The 16,665-nt window shown below is 69.2% G+C and carries 13 protein-coding genes; 8 read left to right on the top strand and 5 right to left on the bottom strand.

Translation table 11 applies throughout. The features are described from left to right. Window positions 1-15: 15 nt before the first annotated feature. Window positions 16-1,086: a HesA/MoeB/ThiF family protein gene (locus KEG38_RS27085; RefSeq protein ID WP_272422818.1), complete on the bottom strand. Its 1,071-nt coding sequence runs from the start codon at window positions 1,084-1,086 to the stop codon at window positions 16-18. Further along, entirely contained in the window at window positions 1,083-1,667 is a 585-nt protein-coding gene (locus tag KEG38_RS27080; RefSeq protein ID WP_272422817.1) for a hypothetical protein, read from the bottom strand. Before KEG38_RS27080 ends, KEG38_RS27085 begins: the two co-directional genes overlap by 4 nt. A 64-nt stretch (window positions 1,668-1,731) precedes the next feature. On the opposite strand from KEG38_RS27080, the gene KEG38_RS27075 reads away from it, so the two are divergent. Genes KEG38_RS27075 through KEG38_RS27060 form a run of 4 tightly spaced genes read left to right on the top strand, consistent with a single transcriptional unit; the run spans window position 1,732 to window position 7,714 of the window. Continuing rightward, window positions 1,732-3,999 (top strand): WD40 repeat domain-containing protein, encoded by a 2,268-nt coding sequence (locus tag KEG38_RS27075; protein WP_272422816.1) that lies wholly within the window; start codon window positions 1,732-1,734, stop codon window positions 3,997-3,999. After that, window positions 3,996-5,030: an AmmeMemoRadiSam system radical SAM enzyme gene (gene amrS, locus KEG38_RS27070; protein WP_272422815.1), complete on the top strand. Its 1,035-nt coding sequence runs from the start codon at window positions 3,996-3,998 to the stop codon at window positions 5,028-5,030. The genes KEG38_RS27075 and amrS overlap by 4 nt, the downstream gene beginning before the upstream one ends. Next, window positions 5,027-5,236: a radical SAM-modified peptide, FtsH ternary system-associated gene (locus tag KEG38_RS27065; protein WP_272422814.1), complete on the top strand. Its 210-nt coding sequence runs from the start codon at window positions 5,027-5,029 to the stop codon at window positions 5,234-5,236. The genes amrS and KEG38_RS27065 overlap by 4 nt, the downstream gene beginning before the upstream one ends. A gap of 42 nt (window positions 5,237-5,278) precedes the next feature. Beyond that, window positions 5,279-7,714, top strand: a complete 2,436-nt coding sequence (locus KEG38_RS27060; RefSeq protein ID WP_272422813.1) for a TonB-dependent receptor domain-containing protein — start codon at window positions 5,279-5,281, stop codon at window positions 7,712-7,714. A gap of 4 nt (window positions 7,715-7,718) precedes the next feature. On the opposite strand, the gene KEG38_RS27055 is transcribed toward KEG38_RS27060, so the two are convergent. Further along, a complete protein-coding gene (locus tag KEG38_RS27055) occupies window positions 7,719-8,975 on the bottom strand; it encodes a hypothetical protein (protein WP_272422812.1) in 1,257 nt (418 codons plus the stop codon). Between the two features lie 107 nt (window positions 8,976-9,082). Here KEG38_RS27055 and KEG38_RS27050 point away from each other — a divergent pair, with 107 nt between their 5' ends. Beyond that, window positions 9,083-9,964 (top strand): hypothetical protein, encoded by an 882-nt coding sequence (locus KEG38_RS27050; RefSeq protein ID WP_272422811.1) that lies wholly within the window; start codon window positions 9,083-9,085, stop codon window positions 9,962-9,964. Between the two features lie 4 nt (window positions 9,965-9,968). On the opposite strand, the gene KEG38_RS27045 is transcribed toward KEG38_RS27050, so the two are convergent. Next, window positions 9,969-10,859 carry a class I SAM-dependent methyltransferase gene (locus KEG38_RS27045; RefSeq protein ID WP_272422810.1) on the bottom strand — a complete coding sequence of 297 codons (891 nt, stop codon included), beginning with the start codon at window positions 10,857-10,859 and terminating at the stop codon, window positions 9,969-9,971. A 92-nt stretch (window positions 10,860-10,951) separates the two neighbouring features. Between KEG38_RS27045 and KEG38_RS27040 the strand changes: the two genes are divergently transcribed. The 3 genes from KEG38_RS27040 to KEG38_RS27030 all read left to right on the top strand — a co-directional run bounded on the left by KEG38_RS27040 (window position 10,952) and on the right by KEG38_RS27030 (window position 13,862). After that, on the top strand, window positions 10,952-11,671 hold the full coding sequence (locus KEG38_RS27040; RefSeq protein WP_272422809.1) for a DUF8692 domain-containing protein: 720 nt from the start codon (window positions 10,952-10,954) through the stop codon (window positions 11,669-11,671). Next, a complete protein-coding gene (locus KEG38_RS27035) occupies window positions 11,668-12,732 on the top strand; it encodes a hypothetical protein (protein WP_272422808.1) in 1,065 nt (354 codons plus the stop codon). Before KEG38_RS27040 ends, KEG38_RS27035 begins: the two co-directional genes overlap by 4 nt. Window positions 12,733-12,875: 143 nt before the next feature. Further along, complete coding sequence (locus KEG38_RS27030) at window positions 12,876-13,862, top strand: hypothetical protein (RefSeq protein WP_272422807.1); 987 nt, start codon at window positions 12,876-12,878, stop codon at window positions 13,860-13,862. A 73-nt stretch (window positions 13,863-13,935) separates the two neighbouring features. Here the strand turns inward: KEG38_RS27030 and KEG38_RS27025 are convergent, their stop codons facing one another. After that, window positions 13,936-16,587, bottom strand: a complete 2,652-nt coding sequence (locus KEG38_RS27025; RefSeq protein WP_272422806.1) for an ATP-binding protein — start codon at window positions 16,585-16,587, stop codon at window positions 13,936-13,938. Between the last annotated feature and the right edge of the window lie 78 nt (window positions 16,588-16,665).

The raw sequence follows: 16,665 nt of genomic DNA, 5'->3' as shown, positions 1-16,665 counted from the left end.
GTCCCGCGTTCGACATCAGGAAAGCTCCACGTATGTGATTCCGAATCGACCGAGCACCGCGAAGATCTCGCGCGGCGCCACCCCTAGATCCGACAACACCGCCCCCTCGGGCGCGCCCTCGAAGAGGAGCGTCGTCCGCGCTCGCATCAACGTACCACAGCGCGGGCAGTCCCGGGTTCCCCGTGTGCCCCACGCATCCTCGACGTGATCTCCGCGTGGACATTCGAGCCTCTGCAAAAGCGGGCTCCACGCGAGCGGCCGCGCCTCGGGTCCGAGGGCCGCGCGAAGCGCCCCCACCGTCGCATCACTCCCGAGCGGAATCCGCGTCGTTTCCCCGATCGGTGCGTGCAGCGGGCAATCGGGCGCGCGCTGGATCGTGAGCGGCTCGGCCGCGCCGCGCAGCACGTCGATCACCACCGCATGCGTCGCTACGGGCTCGCCCATGATCACCCGCATCGCGAGCGCGCTCGCCCACGCGCCCACGAGGCCCGCGATGGGCGCGCTCGCCCCGAGCTCCGCGGGCCTGCGTGGATCCATGCAGCTCCACGGCACGTCGCTCTTCGCGCGTTCCTCGGGCGAAAGCGCGCACGCGTAACACGGCCCGTCCGGATCCAGAAACGGCCGCACCTCCCCGCCCCACGCCGACGTCGCCGCATCGATCCACCTCGCCCGCACGAGCCCCGCGCGCCCCGCGAGCGACATCCGCGTCGCGCGGCTGTCGAGACAACCCACGACGAGCGACGCATCCCGCATCTCCGCGAGCCCCACGCCCGAGACGAGCGAAGCTTGCCGCGCCTCCACCACCGTCTCCGGCGCGACCGCGGCGAGCGTATCCTTCGCCGCGAGCACCTTCGGCCGCCCCACGTCCGCCGGGCGAAACAGCGGCGCGCGGCTCAAATTCGAGGTCGCGACCACGTCCGGATCACAGAGCACGAGTTTCCCCACGCCCGCGAGCGCGAGCGCCTCTGCGACCACGTTCCCGAGCGCGCCCACGCCCGCGATCACCACCGTCGCCGCGGCGAGCCGATCCTGCCGAAACCCTGGCACGAGCGCGTGCCGCGCGAATCGCTCGGGCAAACCGCTCACGTGAGCTTCCGCGAGGTCACGGGGCAATGCTGCCCGATCTTGCTCTTCTGCCACTCGTCGAAGCAATACATCGTCCGGATCGCGTCGCGGTGCACGGCCCCGCGGCAGAGTGGCGCCTCGGGGCTACACGGACAAACCACGACCTCGTCGAACGGCCTGAGCGTGTGCCCGCAGATCACGCACGACGGCCGCCGCCCCGCCGGCCCCGGCGCCACGAGCCGCGGATCCCCCGGCAAGAGCCGCACGAGCGGAAGCCCCGGCGGCGGCGGATGCGCGGACGCGACCCCTGCGTAAAACGCCTCGCGCTCCCGCGACGACGCCGCCATGGACGCCGTTTCCTCGTCCGGACAAACCCCGCCGTGACGAACCTCGTCCGTCATCGCCGTCGCCGGCTCCACGGCATCGCCGCGCCGGAACGTGTGCCCGCAGCGCGCGCAGGGTTTTCCCAGCCACGGCGAGCGGATCGTGGTCCGGTTGCCCCCGTCTACCCCGGGATCCTTGCGCGTCGGATCCCGCCCCTTCCCGAGGCCTCGGTCGAACGCCTCGCGGAGGGCCGCTTCCCCGGTGTCCCGCTTCGCCATCCGCAAAGAACCTTAGCAAATCCCCTCGGATTCGGATACACCCGGAGGTCGGGAGCTCCAGGGTATGAGCGAGGCGCAGCACGCACCCAAGGCCGCGCTCGACGCGTACGTGGCGCGCCAGGCCGCCACGGTGGGGCGCGCGCCCGTGGCCGAAGACATCACCACGATCGGCCCCGTCGGCCCCTTCAAAGGCGCCACGGGCGCAGCCTCGCTCGGCATCATCGACGATTTCTCCGAGAGCTACCTCGGCAAGGGTCCGGGCTCCGTCACGTTCGCCCCCGACGGCCGCGCGCTCTACTTCGGCCGCGACGACGGCAAGCTTCGGCGCCTCGCGCTGCCCACGGGCACGCTGGTCTGGGAGCAGAGCGAATCCGAATACGGGCGCGGCATTTTATGCGTCGCTGTTTCCCGCGACGGAAAGCAGATCGCCTACGCGCGCAAGACCGGCTCCGTTCTCATCGCCGACACCGAGACCGGCAGGACGCTCCGCGAGATCAAGGGCAGCAATGCCGTCTTCGAGCTCTCGTTTTCGAAGGACGGCCAGTATCTCGCCATGGGCGGCCAGCGCGGGGCGCGAGTCGTGCACCTCGGCACGATGGCCGAGACCGAGCTCGCCCCGGGCCATTGGTCGATGACCTATTCCGTCGCGTTCGCCCCCGAGGCGCCGCTCCTCGCCGAGGGCGCCTCGGGCGGCAAGCTCCGCCTCTGGAATGTGCCGGGTGGCCTCTTCGCCACCCACGAGCATCATCGCGGCGACATTCACGGCGTCGCCTGGTCGCCCGACGGAAATCGCCTCGTCACCGGCTCCGAGGACAAAGACGTCGTCATCTGCGGCCTCCATCCGAAAGATCCCATTCTCCGCCTCACGGGCCACACGAGCCTCGTCTTTTGCGTCGCCTGGTCCCCCGAGGGCCGCCGCGTCGCTTCCGGCTCGGCCGATCGCACCATCCGCATCTGGGACGCGAATACCGGCCTCCCGCTCGCCCGCTACGAATTCCCCGAAGAATTCGCTTATCGCCTGGCCTTTTCGCCCGACGGCGTCCTGCTCGCGTCGACGCACCCTTGCACCGCGCGCCTCTGGAATACGCGCACCACCGTGAAAGCCGTGGCGCCCGCGCCACGCCTCCTCAGCGCGGGCCCGCTCGCCGCCGATCTCGATCCGCTCCCCGGCGCGCTCGTCGCTCTGCTCCGCGTGAATCGATCGGCGCCGCTCTCGCTCCTCCGCGATTTGCTCGCCCTCACCGCGGGACAGGCCTCGTCGCCCGACACGCAGCGCCTCTCGCGCCACCCCGGCGCGAGCGCCCTCGCCTCGCTCCGCTGGCCGCCGCGGGCCCGCATTGCGCTCGCCTTGCTCCTGCTCCGCGACTACGAGGACACCTCATTCGCCCCGCCAAACGACATCTCCGCCGCCGAAATTCGTTTCGCCCTCATTGACGCACTCGCCGGCAGCGCCTCCGAGCCCGACGCGCCGCCCTTGCCCCTCGCCTACCTCGAACGCGCCCTCGATGCCGTCGACAATCGCCTGCTCGCCTTGCTCGATTCCCTCGGTCCCGAGGCGTGCGCTGACGATCCCACGCTCCCGCTCGTGATGCTCGGACGGCTGGCCCAGCTCGCGCCTCGGATTGCCCTCGATCGCCGGCTCCTCGCCTTGCGTGTCCCCGCGCAAAGCCTCGGCGCCGCGGAGGCCCGGGGCCCGTGGCTCGAACCTTCGGGTTTTTCCTCGTCGGGCCACCTCCTCCACCTCGTCCCCTCGCAATGGGCCTTGCCCGACGATCTCCGGCATTACCGCGCCCTCGACGGCGGCCTGCTCTACCGCGCCCGCTTCGGCCGCGAGCCGCCGCGCCTGCGCCCCCTCGTCCTCGTCCTCGACGTCTCGCCCACCTCGTTCGGCCCCGTCGAGGCCATGCTCCGGCAAGCCGCGCACGCCCTCGCCGCGTCCCTGCTCGACGTCGGCCTGCCCGCTTATTTCATCGCCGCCGGCGGCAAAAACGAGGCGCGGGCGATCGTGCACCGCACCGATCTCTTCGAATTGCTCACGGCCCGCGCGCGAGAGCCCGTGCATACCGGAAAAACCCTGACCCTCGCCGCCGAGCTCTGCGCTTCTTTGCCCATGCACGGGCCGCTCGAGCCCACGATCGTCCTCCTCTCGCATCCGTCCTTCGGCGAGGAAGATCTCGACGTCCCCGCGCCGAAGGATCTCGCGGGCTTCTTCGTCCATTACCCGGGCCACCCGCGGGAGCCCGCGTGGCAAAGGCGTTGCAAGCGCGCCGTTTGCCTCGGCCCCGACGACGAAGGCCTGCTCGCGGCCGCGCTCGGGCAGGTGCTCGCGTGACCTCTTCGCCGGAATGGCGCCCCGCGCGATTTTACCGGACCGACGGCGCGCGCCTCACCTGCACCCTCTGCCCCTTCGCGTGCGCGCTCGCGGACGGCGATCGCGGCCGCTGCCACGTGCGGCAGAGGCGCGGGGACACGATGGAAACGGCGACCTACGCGACGTCCGTCCTCCACGCCCAGCCCATCGAGCGGAAGCCGCTCTATCATGTTCATCCTGGAAAAACCGTCCTCACCGTGGCCGCGCCGGGCTGCACGTTCGCCTGCACCTATTGTCAGAATTTTTCCGTGTCGCAGTATGGCCGCACCAACGAGGCATCCTGGACCGCGCGCCCCATCACGGCGCGGGAGCTCGTCGCGGCATGCGCGGAGAAAGGCGCGCTCCTCGCCTTCTCGTACACCGAGCCCATCCTCGCCGCCGAGCTCACGCTCGACGTCGCCGAGCTCCGAGGCGACGCTCGCCCCTCCATCCTTTGGAAGACCAACGGGTTTGTCAGTCCAGGCGCCGCCCGCCTCGTCGCCCCGGCCCTTCTCGCGGCCAACGTCGATCTCAAAACACCCGCCGACGCCTCGCACCGCAAGCTCACGGCCGCGCCCCTCGCGCCCGTCCTCGAGGCCCTCTCGATCTGGAAAGAATGCGGCGTCTGGCTCGAAATCTCGACCCCGCTCATCCCGGGCCTGAACACGGACGACGCCTCGCTCCGCGCCCTCGCCGCGCTCGTCTTTTCCTTCGGCGCCGAGACCCCTTGGCACCTCGTCCGTTTCCACCCCGATTACCGCCTCCAGGATGCGCCCCCGACGCACCCCGACCTCCTCCGCCGAGCCGTCGACATCGCCAGAAACGTCGGCCTCGCGCACGTGTACATCGAACGCGCGCTCGGCGAGGAGGGGCGCAATACACATTGCGCGGGCTGTGGCCAGGCCGTGATTCGAAGGGACGTGTGGGCGCTCGCGGAGAACGACCTCGTCCACGGAAAATGCCCCCATTGCTCACAAGCCATCCCCGGGCGATGGGACGAGGTGCCGACATGACCAAACGCGAATTCGTCGCGTCTCTCCCCGATCTCATCACACCCGAGGAGTACGCGGCCGATCCCGAGGGCCGAAAGGTGAAGCTCCGCATCCGACCGACGGCCGACGGCGTGGAGGTGATCGGCGACGCCGTCCGGCCCAAGGAACTCGAAGAGCTCCTCCTCGCCCTCGATCCGGCCGTCCTCGAGCAAATGCTCTGCGGCTAGGCCTGCATTTCCGGGAATTCGTGGTACGTTGGTGGTCAAACCATGTCGAAACCGGGATCGCTCCTCGTCCGCGGCTTCGTCACCGGCGCGGCGGCCCTCGCCCTCGGCCTCGTGACGGCCCCCTCCCACGCACAATCCGCGAGCGAGCCGCCGCCCGAGACGACCATGCCCTCGCCGCGTGGGCCCACGATCCCGCCCTATCCCGAGGGCGCGACGGGCGACGCCGACGTCATGCTCGCCATTCTGGTGCGCTCGGACGGCAAGGTCACCGAGGCCCGCGTGATCGAAGGCCCCGAGCCCTTCGCCAGCGCCGCGGCGGCCGCCGCCTCGACATGGGAGTTCGAGCCCGCATATCGCAATGGCAAACCCATCAGCGCCCGCATCCGCTTCCTCGTCACGTTCCGCGCGCCCGCCCCCGTCCCCGAAGCGCCCGCGCCACCCACCGAACCCCCCTCCGCGCCCGCGCCAATACAAAACCCCGGAGCGCCCGCCCCCGCCGCGCCACCTGCAAAAAACCCGGTGCCCGAGGCTATCGAGGTCCGCGTCCAGGGCGAACACCAGGCGCCCACCACGCGCACGATGTCCCGCGTCGAGGTGCGCCAGCTCCCCGGCGCATTCGGTGATCCCTTCCGCGCGATCGAAGCCATGCCCGGCGTCACGCCGATTGCCTCGGGTGTCCCTTATTTCTTCGTGCGCGGCGCGCCTCCCGGGAACGTGGGGTATTTCATCGACGGCATTCGCGTCCCGCTCCTCTTCCACGTGGCCGCGGGGCCGAGCGTCATTCATCCCGGGCTCGTCGATCGCGTGGACCTCTATCCCGGCGGCTTTCCTTCACGTTATGGCCGGTTCACGGGCGGCATCGTCACCGGCACCATCCGCGAGCCCGAAAACCGCCTGCACGGCGAGGGAAACATCCGCCTGTTCGACGCCGGCGCCATGGTCGAGGCGCCTTTCGCGAATGGCCGCGGCGCCGCGCTCGTCGCCGGCCGGTATGCGTATCCCGAGCTCGTCCTGAAGCTGGCCTCCCCGGGCGTCGAGCTCGGCTATTGGGACTACCAGGCCCGCGTTCATTACGACCTCACGCCCTCGGACCGCATCGGCGTGTTCGCTTTCGGCTCGCACGACTACCTCGCGCAGATCGACGACGACGACGGCGAGAAGGAGACCGTCGTGGCCGGGCAGTTTCACCGCGTCGATTTCCGTTACGATCGAAAACTCGGCGCGCATGGCAAATTGCGCCACGCGATCACGCTCGGCTACGACGAGAGCCAGGCCCGCGGCGGCGAGAACGCCGGCACAACGTGGCTGCTCGGCTCACGCACCGAGCTCACCTTGCGCCCCTCGGACATGGTGACCGTACGCGCGGGCGCAGACGCATACCTCGAGCGCTTCGAGATCGACATCGAGGAGAACGACGACGACGCGCCAAGCCCGAACGACCTCGCGCTCATGCGCCAGCTCACGAGCCGCGACGATTTCACGGCCGCCGTCTGGGCCGACGCCGTGATCCGCCCCCACCCCGCGCTCGAGCTCATCCCCGGCGTGCGCTCCGACATCTTCACGTCCGACGGCGTCGCCAAGGCGACCTTCGATCCGCGGCTCTCGAGCCGCCTCGAGGTCGGAAAACGTTTCACGCTCGTCGGCGCGTTTGGCGTGACGCACCAGCCCCCGAGCTTCCTCGGCGCGGCCCCGGGCCTCCAGATCGGCGGATTGCAGGGCGGCGTGCAGACGGGGCTCCTGTCGAGCGCGGGCGTCGAGATGAGCCTGCCGTTCGACATCAGCGCGACCGTGACGGGCTTTCGTGGCGCGTTCTTCAACCTGAGTGATCCGATCGGCAATCGTCCGCCTGGGACCGAGCTCGGTTATGCCCGACAGGCGGAGCTCCGGGGGATCGGCAGCACGTACGGCATGGAGCTCTATCTGCGCCGCAGCCTTTCGAAGCGCCTCGGCGGGTTCCTCTCGTATACGCTCTCGCGCTCGCTCCGCCACATTGGCAACTCGACGTTCGAGTCGGCCTACGACCGGAGGCACGTCGTGAACCTCGCGGCCTCCTACGATCTCGGCCGGAACTGGAAGATCGGCGGCCGCATCGTCTTTTACACGGGCTCCCCGATGATCCTCGATTACCGCGTCCGCCGCCGCGATCTCGGCCTGCCGGACGACCCCGAAGATGGCCCGGATCTCCCGGACACCCCCGAGGAGCACGCGCAACGCGAGGAGCTGCAGAAGCTGCTCGCGAACTACGTGGCGAGCCTGAATTTGCCCGACCGCCTGCCCGCGTTCTTCCGCCTCGACGTGCGTCTAGAAAAACGGTGGACGTTCCCGAACGGCAAATGGCTCTCGTTCACCGTGGAGGTGCTGAACGCGACCGCCGGCAAGGAGGTGACGCAATACGAATGCAGCTTCCAGGACGGATGCGCACCCGAGGAGATCGGGCCGCTCGTGATCCCGAGCATCGGGGTCGAGGGGGGATTCTAGCCGATCACGGGCTGAGCACGAGATATCGGATCCCAACGTCGCTCGAGATCCCGAGCTCGTAGAGCGCGACGTGAAGCCGGCCGGCCCCGTCGCGGTCGAACGTGGCGCCGAACGCGGAAAACCCCTCCGTCACGACGGCCTGCGCGATGCCGCCGGGATGCGGCGCGGCGACGACGAACTGCCCCGTGGTCGGCGCGCCGATTTCGAACCGCGAATAAAAGAGGCGCACGGAGCTCGCCTCGTCCGTCACGACTCCGAGCGGATACACGGTGACCCCTTGCGGCACTTGTTCGATGGGCGTGACGGTCCACGCATTCGTCCCCTCGCGCGTCACGTATACAAGCTCGAACGTGAAATCCGAGAGCTGACGTAATGCGAGGACGTGGGGTTTGCCCTGGGGGTTCGCCTCGTCCGCCCCGGTAGCGCCGAGCACGAGGCGATACGAATCCGCTTGCAGGGTCCCCGAGCCGAGCGGCATGACGACCTCGTGCGCGAGCGGCGGCGCATGCCAGTGGAGCTCCCACGCGCCATTCACGGCTTCCCACGCGATCAGGTGCGGCGCGCCCTCGGGCGAGACCACGACCGGGAACGGAAAGGGCGTCCCGCCCAGCATTTCGACGGACCAGGACGAACCATGTCTCCCGAAGAGGAGCTCGTCGCCGGGACCACGAAATCCAGCGAAGAGCTCACCAGTTTGTCCGATCGCAAATCCCCGGGCCAGGTTCGTGCCCTCCTCCGGTACATGGTCGACGAGGCTCCACCCCTCCGCGGTGAACGACCACAACGACGCCCCGAAGGCCCCGTCGTTCACGAGCGCGACCGGCACATCGGGCGTGATCGATACGAGCCCCGCCGTGGCCGAGTCGAACGGTGTCGGATTCACCTCCCAATCGCCCGCTGCCTTGCGCACGGCGTAAAACCCTTTGTATTCGTTCACGGCCGACGAAAAGAGGATCCGGGGCCGGCAGGACGCGTCGAGCGAGAGCGCCGGGGCGTCGTTCCGGTATGCGGGCGGAACCACGAGCAGCTCCTCTTCGAGGATCTGGCAAGGCGCGTCTCCCGAGCCGCAAAGCGGAAGCATGTCGACCGAAGGTTTCGTGAGCGGCACGCACCGCGCGGACGGAGCCGGGCCGAAACCGCCCACGCCGGACGAACCGCCGGCGCCGCCGCTCCCGGACGTGGAGGTGTCGTTCGTATCCACCACGGGTCCACAGCCCGCGAGCCAAGCCGCGAAAACAAGGAAGGAAAGAGGGTACTTCATGGGCTCATGGTACCAGGAGCCCGACCGGTCCGCGAGGCGCGGACGTACCCGTCAAGGGCTCGACAGTGGAGCTTGATCGCGGCCTCTGCCGCACCGATACTCGATGCGTGCGCCCCGGCCCGATCCATCTCCTTACCTGCCCGCGTTGCGGCGCATTCGCCAAGGACCGCACGATCGGCTCGGGGAGCTCGATGGGCGCCCGTTTCTGGACCGATGGCAAGGGGGACATGCCGATGCTGCCTCAGCGGCCCGAGGTCGCGCGTTGCCAGGCCTGTGGGCTCGTGCATTTCCCGAAGGACGCCACGCGGGCCGGGACGATGACCATCGTCGAGGAGCTCGGCGCGCAAAGTTATGCGCTCCGGGTCACCGCGATCCGGCGCAAATCCATTCCGCTCTTTTCGCTCTTGCGCTTGAAGGTCGGGGCCTGGTCGGAAGAGGCCCTTTTCGCGGCGCTGCCGGTGACGGTCGCGACGGGGCTCACGCATCTCCAGGCTGGATCCCGCGCGGAGGTGCTCGAAAAGATGGGGGCCGAGGTCGAGTACGTGGTGACGATTCGCGAGGGGTATGAAGGCCCCACGCCGCGCGAATGGATCGAAGCGCCGGATCTCGCGCCGCCCGGCGAGCGCGACCTCCTTGCGACGCTCGCGCGCGGCGATTTCGCTCCGAATCGCGAGGCCGTGCTCACGCTACGAATAAAAGCCTGGCAAGCCGGAAACGACGCGCGCCGGGGCGCCGATTCCGTGGCGGCCGTCGCGTGGTCGAACGAAGCTGCAGAAAACCTCGAAGCGCTCGTCGCCCTGCTCTCCGAGGACGACCCCGACGAACGCCTGATGAAAGCGGAGGCGCTCCGTGAGCTCGGTCGATTCGAAACGTGCCTCGCCCTGCTCGCGCGCCCTCTGCCGGGCAAATACGAAATCGTCGTCCGGACGATTCGCTCGCTCGCCGAACGAAACGTGCCGGGCGTGGCCGAGCTCCGCGGTTCGTTCTAACGAACTACCCTGCGCGTCGCTCCAGGATCGCGAGCCGCTCCCACTCGAAAATGCCTTCGTATTCGGTCGACCAGTACCGCTCCGCCCACGCGTCCGCGCCCTCGTCGCGGAGCACGTCGAGCCCCGCATCCCGGCCGAGCGCCGCGAGGTCCTCGGGTTCGATGAATCCACGAATGGGCTCGCCGAGCGCGCGCGCGATCACGTGCCCGCCCGCGAGCAGCACCCGCTCGACCCGGGGCTTGCGCGGGGGCGAATACGTGAGCGCGACCCGGCTGCCCGGCGCGCTCGCCGCGCCGATGGAGCCGAGCGTGCCCGCAATGGCCGCGCGCGTCAGATAGATGGTGACGCCCTCCCATATCCAGAACGAGGGCTCCTCCGCGGAAAAACCCTCCCGCGCGAGCGAGGTGCCGAGATCGTCACGCTCGAAATCGACGGGCACGAGCCGCACCTCGCGCGCCCTGGGCTCGATCCGCGCCGCCCGCAGGCGCGCCCGTTTGTCGCGCTGCGTGCTCGGGTGATCCACCTCGAAAACGGCCGCGTCCGCGAGCTCGTCCATGCGATACGCCCGCCCGTCGAGCCCGGCGCCGAGCACGACGAGCTGCCGCACGCCGCGCGCGAGGCTCTCGCGGAGCGCGTCGTCGATCGCTTGGGTGCGCAGCGCGACGTGGTACGTCATGCCGAGCGAGGCGAGACCAAGCCCGCGATGAACGAGCGCCGTTGCGCGCTCCGTGACCGCCGCCCGCGAGGCGAGGCGCGCCGCGAGCGAGAGGGGTCGCGGGACGAGCGCGGCCGCGATGGGATCCCGCGCGCCGGCGAAAGGCGCTGGAAGATCGGTGTAAAGCGCCCGGATCGTGGCCACGGCCATGGATGTGAAGCTTGGACGACCGTCGTGCACGAACCCTTGATACCACGAACGTGAGGCTTGCGCGTGGCCTCCGCGCGGGTGCATGATGAGCCCGATCGAAGGGCGAGTGTAGAGGCACTGGGATGGACGTCGTCCTGTCGAAATCGAGGCTCCGGCCGCTTCTTTTCGTGCCCATGAGCCTGGTCGTCCTCGGCGGCGTGATCGTGGAGGTGCTGAAGCCCCTCTACAAGCTGCCGAGCCGCAGCGGGATCGTGCCTTTCCTGTCGATGAGTTACGAGGGCAACGTGCCGACGTTCTACACGGCGTCGCTGCTCGGGTTCACGTCGCTCCTGCTCGCGCTCGCCGCGGCGGCCACGAAACGAGCGGGCGAGCGCTTCGTCGCGCACTGGTGGGGGCTCTCCGCGGGCTTCGCGTACATCGCCGTGGACGAGGTCTTCGAGTTCCACGAAATGGCCGGCACGTTCGTGGAGCTCACGGGCGTCCTCTACTTCAGCTGGGTCATCCCGGCCGCGGTCGTGGTGCTGCTCGTGGGCCTCGCGTACATCCCGTTCCTGCGGCATCTGCCGCTGAAAACGCGGATCCGGTTCCTCGCCGCGGGCGCCATTTACGTCGGCGGCGCGGTGGGGATGGAGCTGCCGCTCGGGTACTGGACCGAGCAGAATGGCACGCACAACCTCGGATACGGGCTCATCGACGCGGTCGAAGAGTCGCTCGAAATGCTCGGGCTCAACCTGTTCGTGCTCTGGCTCGTCGATCACCTCGCGGAGAAGGGCGTCACCCTGCGTTTCGCGAACCCCGCGCCCGCGCCCGCGCCCGAAGGCGAGGCTGAGGCCACGGAATGACGACGCAGGGCGCGACGAGGCCCGCCGAAAGCGCCACGAAGGCCCGATCCGCCTACATCGCAGGCCCCGTCTACGATTGGGTGTTTTTCCTGCTGCCACCGATCGCCTCGGTGATCGTCGGTGCACTCATCTCGGGTACGTGGCTCGCGACAGACCGATTCTGGCTCGCCGGCAAGCGCGTCACCTGGAGCACGCTGCTGCTCGGGATCGTGGTGAATGCCCATCTCGTCGCGGTGTTCGTCCGCAGCCACCTCAACCCGGACGTGTTCCCGCGCCACAAGTTCCGCTTCCTCGTCGTCCCGATCGCCGCGTTCGCCGCGATGATGACGTCGATGTGGGCCGTGGTGATCGCCACGGTGCTCGTCACGTTCTGGGACGTCTACCATTCGGCGCTCCAGACCTTCGGCCTCGGGCGCATTTACGAGCGCAACCAGGGCAACGATCCCACCGCGCTCCGCGGGCTCGATCTCGGCCTGAACCTCTTGCTTTACGCCGGCCCCATCGTCTCGGGCGCCACGATGCTGGCGCATTTCCAGAAGTTCGAGCTTTTCGAGGACGTCGGCGCCCTCTTCCTCACCGAGATCCCGATCGCGATGTCGTCCCACCAGCGCACCATCGCCTGGGCCGTGATCGTCGGGGGAGGCCTGTTCCTCGTCCATTACGTGCGGAGCTACGTCCGCCTCGCACGGCGCGGCCACGCCGTGAGCTTCCCCAAGGTGTTTTTGCTCGCTACGACGGGCCTCTGCTCGATCTGGGCCTGGGGCTGGAACCCCTTCGGGCAAGCCTTTCTCATCATGAACCTCTTTCACGCGGTGCAATATTTCGGCCTCGTCTGGTGGTCGGAGCGACGCGTGCTCCTCCAAAGGTTGCGGCTCCAACAATTCCGGCTCGGCGCGCCCATCGCCGCCGCCGTGTTCGCCTGCGTGACCCTCGGCTACGGCGCCCTCGCCGAAATCACGTCCGACGAGAGCCGCGCGCTCTGGAGCCTCGTCCAGACCGTGGCCTTGATGCATTTCTTCTACGACGGCTTCGTTTGGTCCGTCCGCAAACGACAAATATGACGTGTCCACCCGTCGAAGGGCCCCTGCCAATCCCAGTTACCATGCGGCATTTCCACCGCACGCGCGCGGTCGAGGCCGGAAAAGGCAGGGATTCGTCGTGATCGATATCGCGCGGAGGGGCGATTCTGGGTAGGATGTTCGGGATGCGACTCGAAAAGCTCCTGCACTCCACGCTCGTCGCGCTGTCGCTCGCCGCGGTCGCGGCGCTGCCCGCGTGCTCGAAGAACGACGACAAGGCCGAAGCCGAGGTGACGGCCGAGAACATCGCGGCAGAAGACGCGATCACGGAGCAGCACGAAGCTGCGACCGTGACGTGGGCCGTCGCGCCGGAAGGCAAGGTGAAGGCCCGCTTCAAGTCGCCCGACGGCGCGCCGCTCGACGATGGCGTGACCGGCAACGTGATCGTGAAGCCCGCGCGCAAAGGCGCCGAGCCCGTGACCGCGAAGCTCGTCTTCGACGCGAAGGCCGGCGTGCACACGGCCGACATCCCCAAGCTCGACGACGATCTCACCGAGGTGACGTACGACGTCCAGGTGAAGGGCAAACCCTTGAAGAGCACGCTGTACGTGCCCAAGGGCGGCACGCACGAACTCGTCGCGACCGCGAAGGTGAGCGCCGAAGTGAAGCTCCCCGAGGGCAAGAAGGGCCCGAACGGCGGCGTCTTGCAGGTCGCCGGCGATGATCTCATCGAGATCGTGGCCGACTCGAAGACGGGCGAGTCGCGCGTCTACGTGCTCGACGACGATCTCAAGCCGATCCCCGTCGGCAAGCGGAAGGTGAAGATCGCGGTCGTCGCGAACACGCCCGAGTACGTCGAGCTCGACCCGGAGCCGAAGGGCCTCTACTTCACCGGCAAGCTCGTGGTGAAGACGAACCCGCACAAGCTGACGGTCGTGCTCTACCCGGAGGACGTGCCGACGCCGGTCGTCGTGCTCTGCGGGTGGCACCCCGGCGCGGTCGTCGTCGTGGGCCCGAGCGCGCCCGTGGTGGGCCTGTTCGTCGTGGCAAACTGGGCCCCCGTCGTCATCGTCCCGACCCCGCCCGTCGTTGTCGTCCACGGCAAGGGCAAGGGCAAGGGCAAGTGGGGCTGGAAGGGCCGCGGCCCGAAGGTCCACATCAAGATCCACTGAGGATCGACGCGCGGGCGGGAAGCTACCTCCCCCGCCCGCGCCTTCGCGCTCGACCCGAGTGCGCGTCAGCCCATCAAGGCAACACTTCGCGGAGGAGCGCGTCGGCCGCGACGGGCTTCACGTAATGCCGGGAAAAACCCGCCTCGAAGGCGCGGCGTTTGTCGTGCTCCTGGCCGTAGCCGGTCACCGCGACGAGCATGATGCGATCGCCGTAGGCCGCGCGTAGCTCGAGCGCGAGCTCGTAGCCATCCATGACCGGCAAGCCGATGTCGAGGATGCCGACCTCGGGCCGGAACGACGCGGCGACGGCGAGCGCCTGCGGGCCGTCGTGCGCGAGCTCGACCTCGTGGCCATGGCTCGCGAGGACCTCGGCGAGCATCTGCGCCGCGTCGCGGTTGTCGTCGACGACGAGGACACGCCGCACCTTGCTGAGCCGCAGGGAGACGGGCGCAGGAAGGTCCGGCGAGGAGGCGCGGCGCGGCGAGAGCGCAGGCAGGCGCACCTCGAACTCGCTGCCCCTGCCCGGACCGTCGCTGTGCGCGCTCACCGTACCCCCGTGCAGCTTGACCAGGCTACGCACGAGGCCGAGCCCGAGCCCGAGCCCGCCGCCCGCGCGATCGGCGCCCCGCGCGCCTTGCACGAAGAGGTCGAAGATCACGGGCAGCATCTCGGAGGGGATGCCACTGCCGTCGTCCCGCACCGAGAGGATGACCTCCGCCCCCTCGCGCCGCGCCGCGACCGCGATGTGCCCGCCCGCTTCCGTGTACCGGGCCGCGTTCGTGAGCAGGTTCGCGAGGACCTGCGCCATGCGGGTCTCGTCCACGTCGACGACGAGCCCCTCGGCCGGCACGTCCACGCGGAGCTCGTGCCGCTTCTGCTCGAAGAGCGGGCTCGCGATCTCGATGGCCTGCGAGAAGACGCGGGCGATCTCCATGGGACGCGTGCTGAGCTGGATCTTGCCGCGCATGATGCGCGAAACGTCGAGCAGGTCGTCGACGAGCGCGACGAGGTGCTGGACCTGGCGCTCGATGACCTCGCGCTCGCGCTCGATGCCCGAAGTGCGCCCCTTGAGGCGCATCAGGTAGAGCGCCGTGAGGATCGGGGAGAGCGGGTTGCGAAGCTCGTGCCCGAGGAGCGCGAGGAACTCGTCCTTGCGCCGATCGGCGTCGCGGGCGATCTCGTAGGCGCGGCGCAGCTCGGCCTCGGCCTGCTTGCGCTCCCGGATGTCCATGCAGATCGACAGGCACTGGACCGTGCCGTCTCCATGCACGACGGGCGCCGAGTAGAGGGACATGTCGATGGTGTGACCGAGCTTGTGCCTGCGCTCGACCTCGATGCCCGAGAGGACCTCGCCCCCCGCGACCCGCGCGATGAACGCCTCGGTCTCGTGACGTTTGTCCGTGATGGGCAAGAAGCGCCCGACGGCCTCGGCCGCGGACCAGCCGAACATGCGCTCGGCCGCGGGGTTCCAGACGCGCACGGTGCCGTCGCGATCGAGGATCATGGCCGCCACGGGGCAAGCCGCGGTGAACGCGGTGAGCGTGCGGTTCTCGTGCTCGAAGGCGGCGTGGAGCATGGCCCGGTCGAGCGCAACCGCGCTCCGGTGCACGATCTCCTCGGCGATGGAAGCGCCGTCCACGTCCGGCGCGCCCTCGGCACCCCAGCCGAAAAGGAGCACGCCGATCGTGCGGCCGCGGGCCACGAGCGGGAAACCGAGCAGCGAGCCCGGCGTGGCCGTGCCGCCCCAGCTCGCAGGCACGAAACGAGCCTCGATCGCGGCCTTCGACGAGAGCCACAGGCGTTCGCCCGTGCGGAAGGTGACCGTGAGGGGGATGTTCGCGTCGAGCGGGAACGACGGATGCGGCGTCCCGCTCGCCCACGGCGCCGCGCCCTCGTGCTCCAGCACCACGAGGCTCTGTCCGTCGGGCGTGGGGATCGCGAGGACGGCGCGATCGGCCGCGAGGGCCGCGCGCGCGTCGCCCACCACGGCGCGCGCGACCTCGAGCGGCGTCGTGGCCGCGGCGAGCGCGGCCGTCGTGTGCTGGAGGCGATCGAGCCGCCGCGCGAAGAGCGAGAGCTCGGCGCGTGTCTTGCGCTCGGCATCGAAGAGGCGCGCTCGATCGAGGGCGAGCGCGCACTGGCGCCCGAGCGTCACCGCGAGCGCCCGGTCATCCTCGGTGAACCGCACGCTCGCCGGGAAGCAGAAGCCTATCCCGCCGAGGACCCGATCTCCCACGATGAGCGGGAGCGCGATGCGTGGCCCGCGCGGACCGATCATGGCCCGCACGGCATCTGGAAACGCCGCTGACCACTCCGCTTCGGTCTCGATGAACACGGGCGCGCGCGTTCGCACGGCCGTTGCGAGCGGGGTCGAGACGTCGAGCGGGTGCCTTCGCCACTGCGCGAGCGTTTCCTCGGGCATCCCTCGCACATCGAGGATCACGAGCGCATCGTCCTCGACCATCGCGACGAGCGCCGCGCTCGCCCCGAGTGCAGCCGCGCCGAGCTCGAGGATCACCTTGGCGACGGCGTCTTCGCCCGTCGCGGTGAGAAGCGCGATCGTGATCTCCTCGAGGCAAGCGAGGCGCCGGCGAGCGCCGCACGCGTGCGTTTCGTCGGACCGCGCGGGAGCTCTGCTCTCCTCGCGGAGAACGGAGGATCGAGCGTCCGAGGTGAAGAAGAGATCGCTCCCAGAATCCCTCTCCCAATGTCCAGCACGATCCATGATTTGTCGAAAATCTTCCCCGCCTTAGCCGAGCCGCGAAACCCGTGAAGATCCTGATACTCCGTCGGGGAATTCCGG

It is taken from the genome of Polyangium jinanense, assembly GCF_028435265.1.
GTDB classification, from domain to species: domain Bacteria; phylum Myxococcota_A; class Polyangia; order Polyangiales; family Polyangiaceae; genus Polyangium; species Polyangium jinanense.
This window is presented reverse-complemented; position numbering and strand designations above follow the sequence as displayed.

Bases quoted from the DNA above. Each gene is read 5' to 3' on its own strand.
- KEG38_RS27040 (WP_272422809.1), top strand. From the start codon at position 10,952: ATGGACGTCGTCCTGTCGAAATCGAGGCTCCGGCCGCTTCTTTTCGTG.
- KEG38_RS27030 (WP_272422807.1), top strand. From the start codon at position 12,876: ATGCGACTCGAAAAGCTCCTGCACTCCACGCTCGTCGCGCTGTCGCTC.
- KEG38_RS27060 (WP_272422813.1), top strand. From the start codon at position 5,279: ATGTCGAAACCGGGATCGCTCCTCGTCCGCGGCTTCGTCACCGGCGCG.
- KEG38_RS27080 (WP_272422817.1), bottom strand. From the start codon at position 1,667: ATGGCGAAGCGGGACACCGGGGAAGCGGCCCTCCGCGAGGCGTTCGAC.
- KEG38_RS27065 (WP_272422814.1), top strand. From the start codon at position 5,027: ATGACCAAACGCGAATTCGTCGCGTCTCTCCCCGATCTCATCACACCC.
- KEG38_RS27075 (WP_272422816.1), top strand. From the start codon at position 1,732: ATGAGCGAGGCGCAGCACGCACCCAAGGCCGCGCTCGACGCGTACGTG.
- KEG38_RS27025 (WP_272422806.1), bottom strand. From the start codon at position 16,587: ATGGATCGTGCTGGACATTGGGAGAGGGATTCTGGGAGCGATCTCTTC.
- KEG38_RS27035 (WP_272422808.1), top strand. From the start codon at position 11,668: ATGACGACGCAGGGCGCGACGAGGCCCGCCGAAAGCGCCACGAAGGCC.
- KEG38_RS27055 (WP_272422812.1), bottom strand. From the start codon at position 8,975: ATGAAGTACCCTCTTTCCTTCCTTGTTTTCGCGGCTTGGCTCGCGGGC.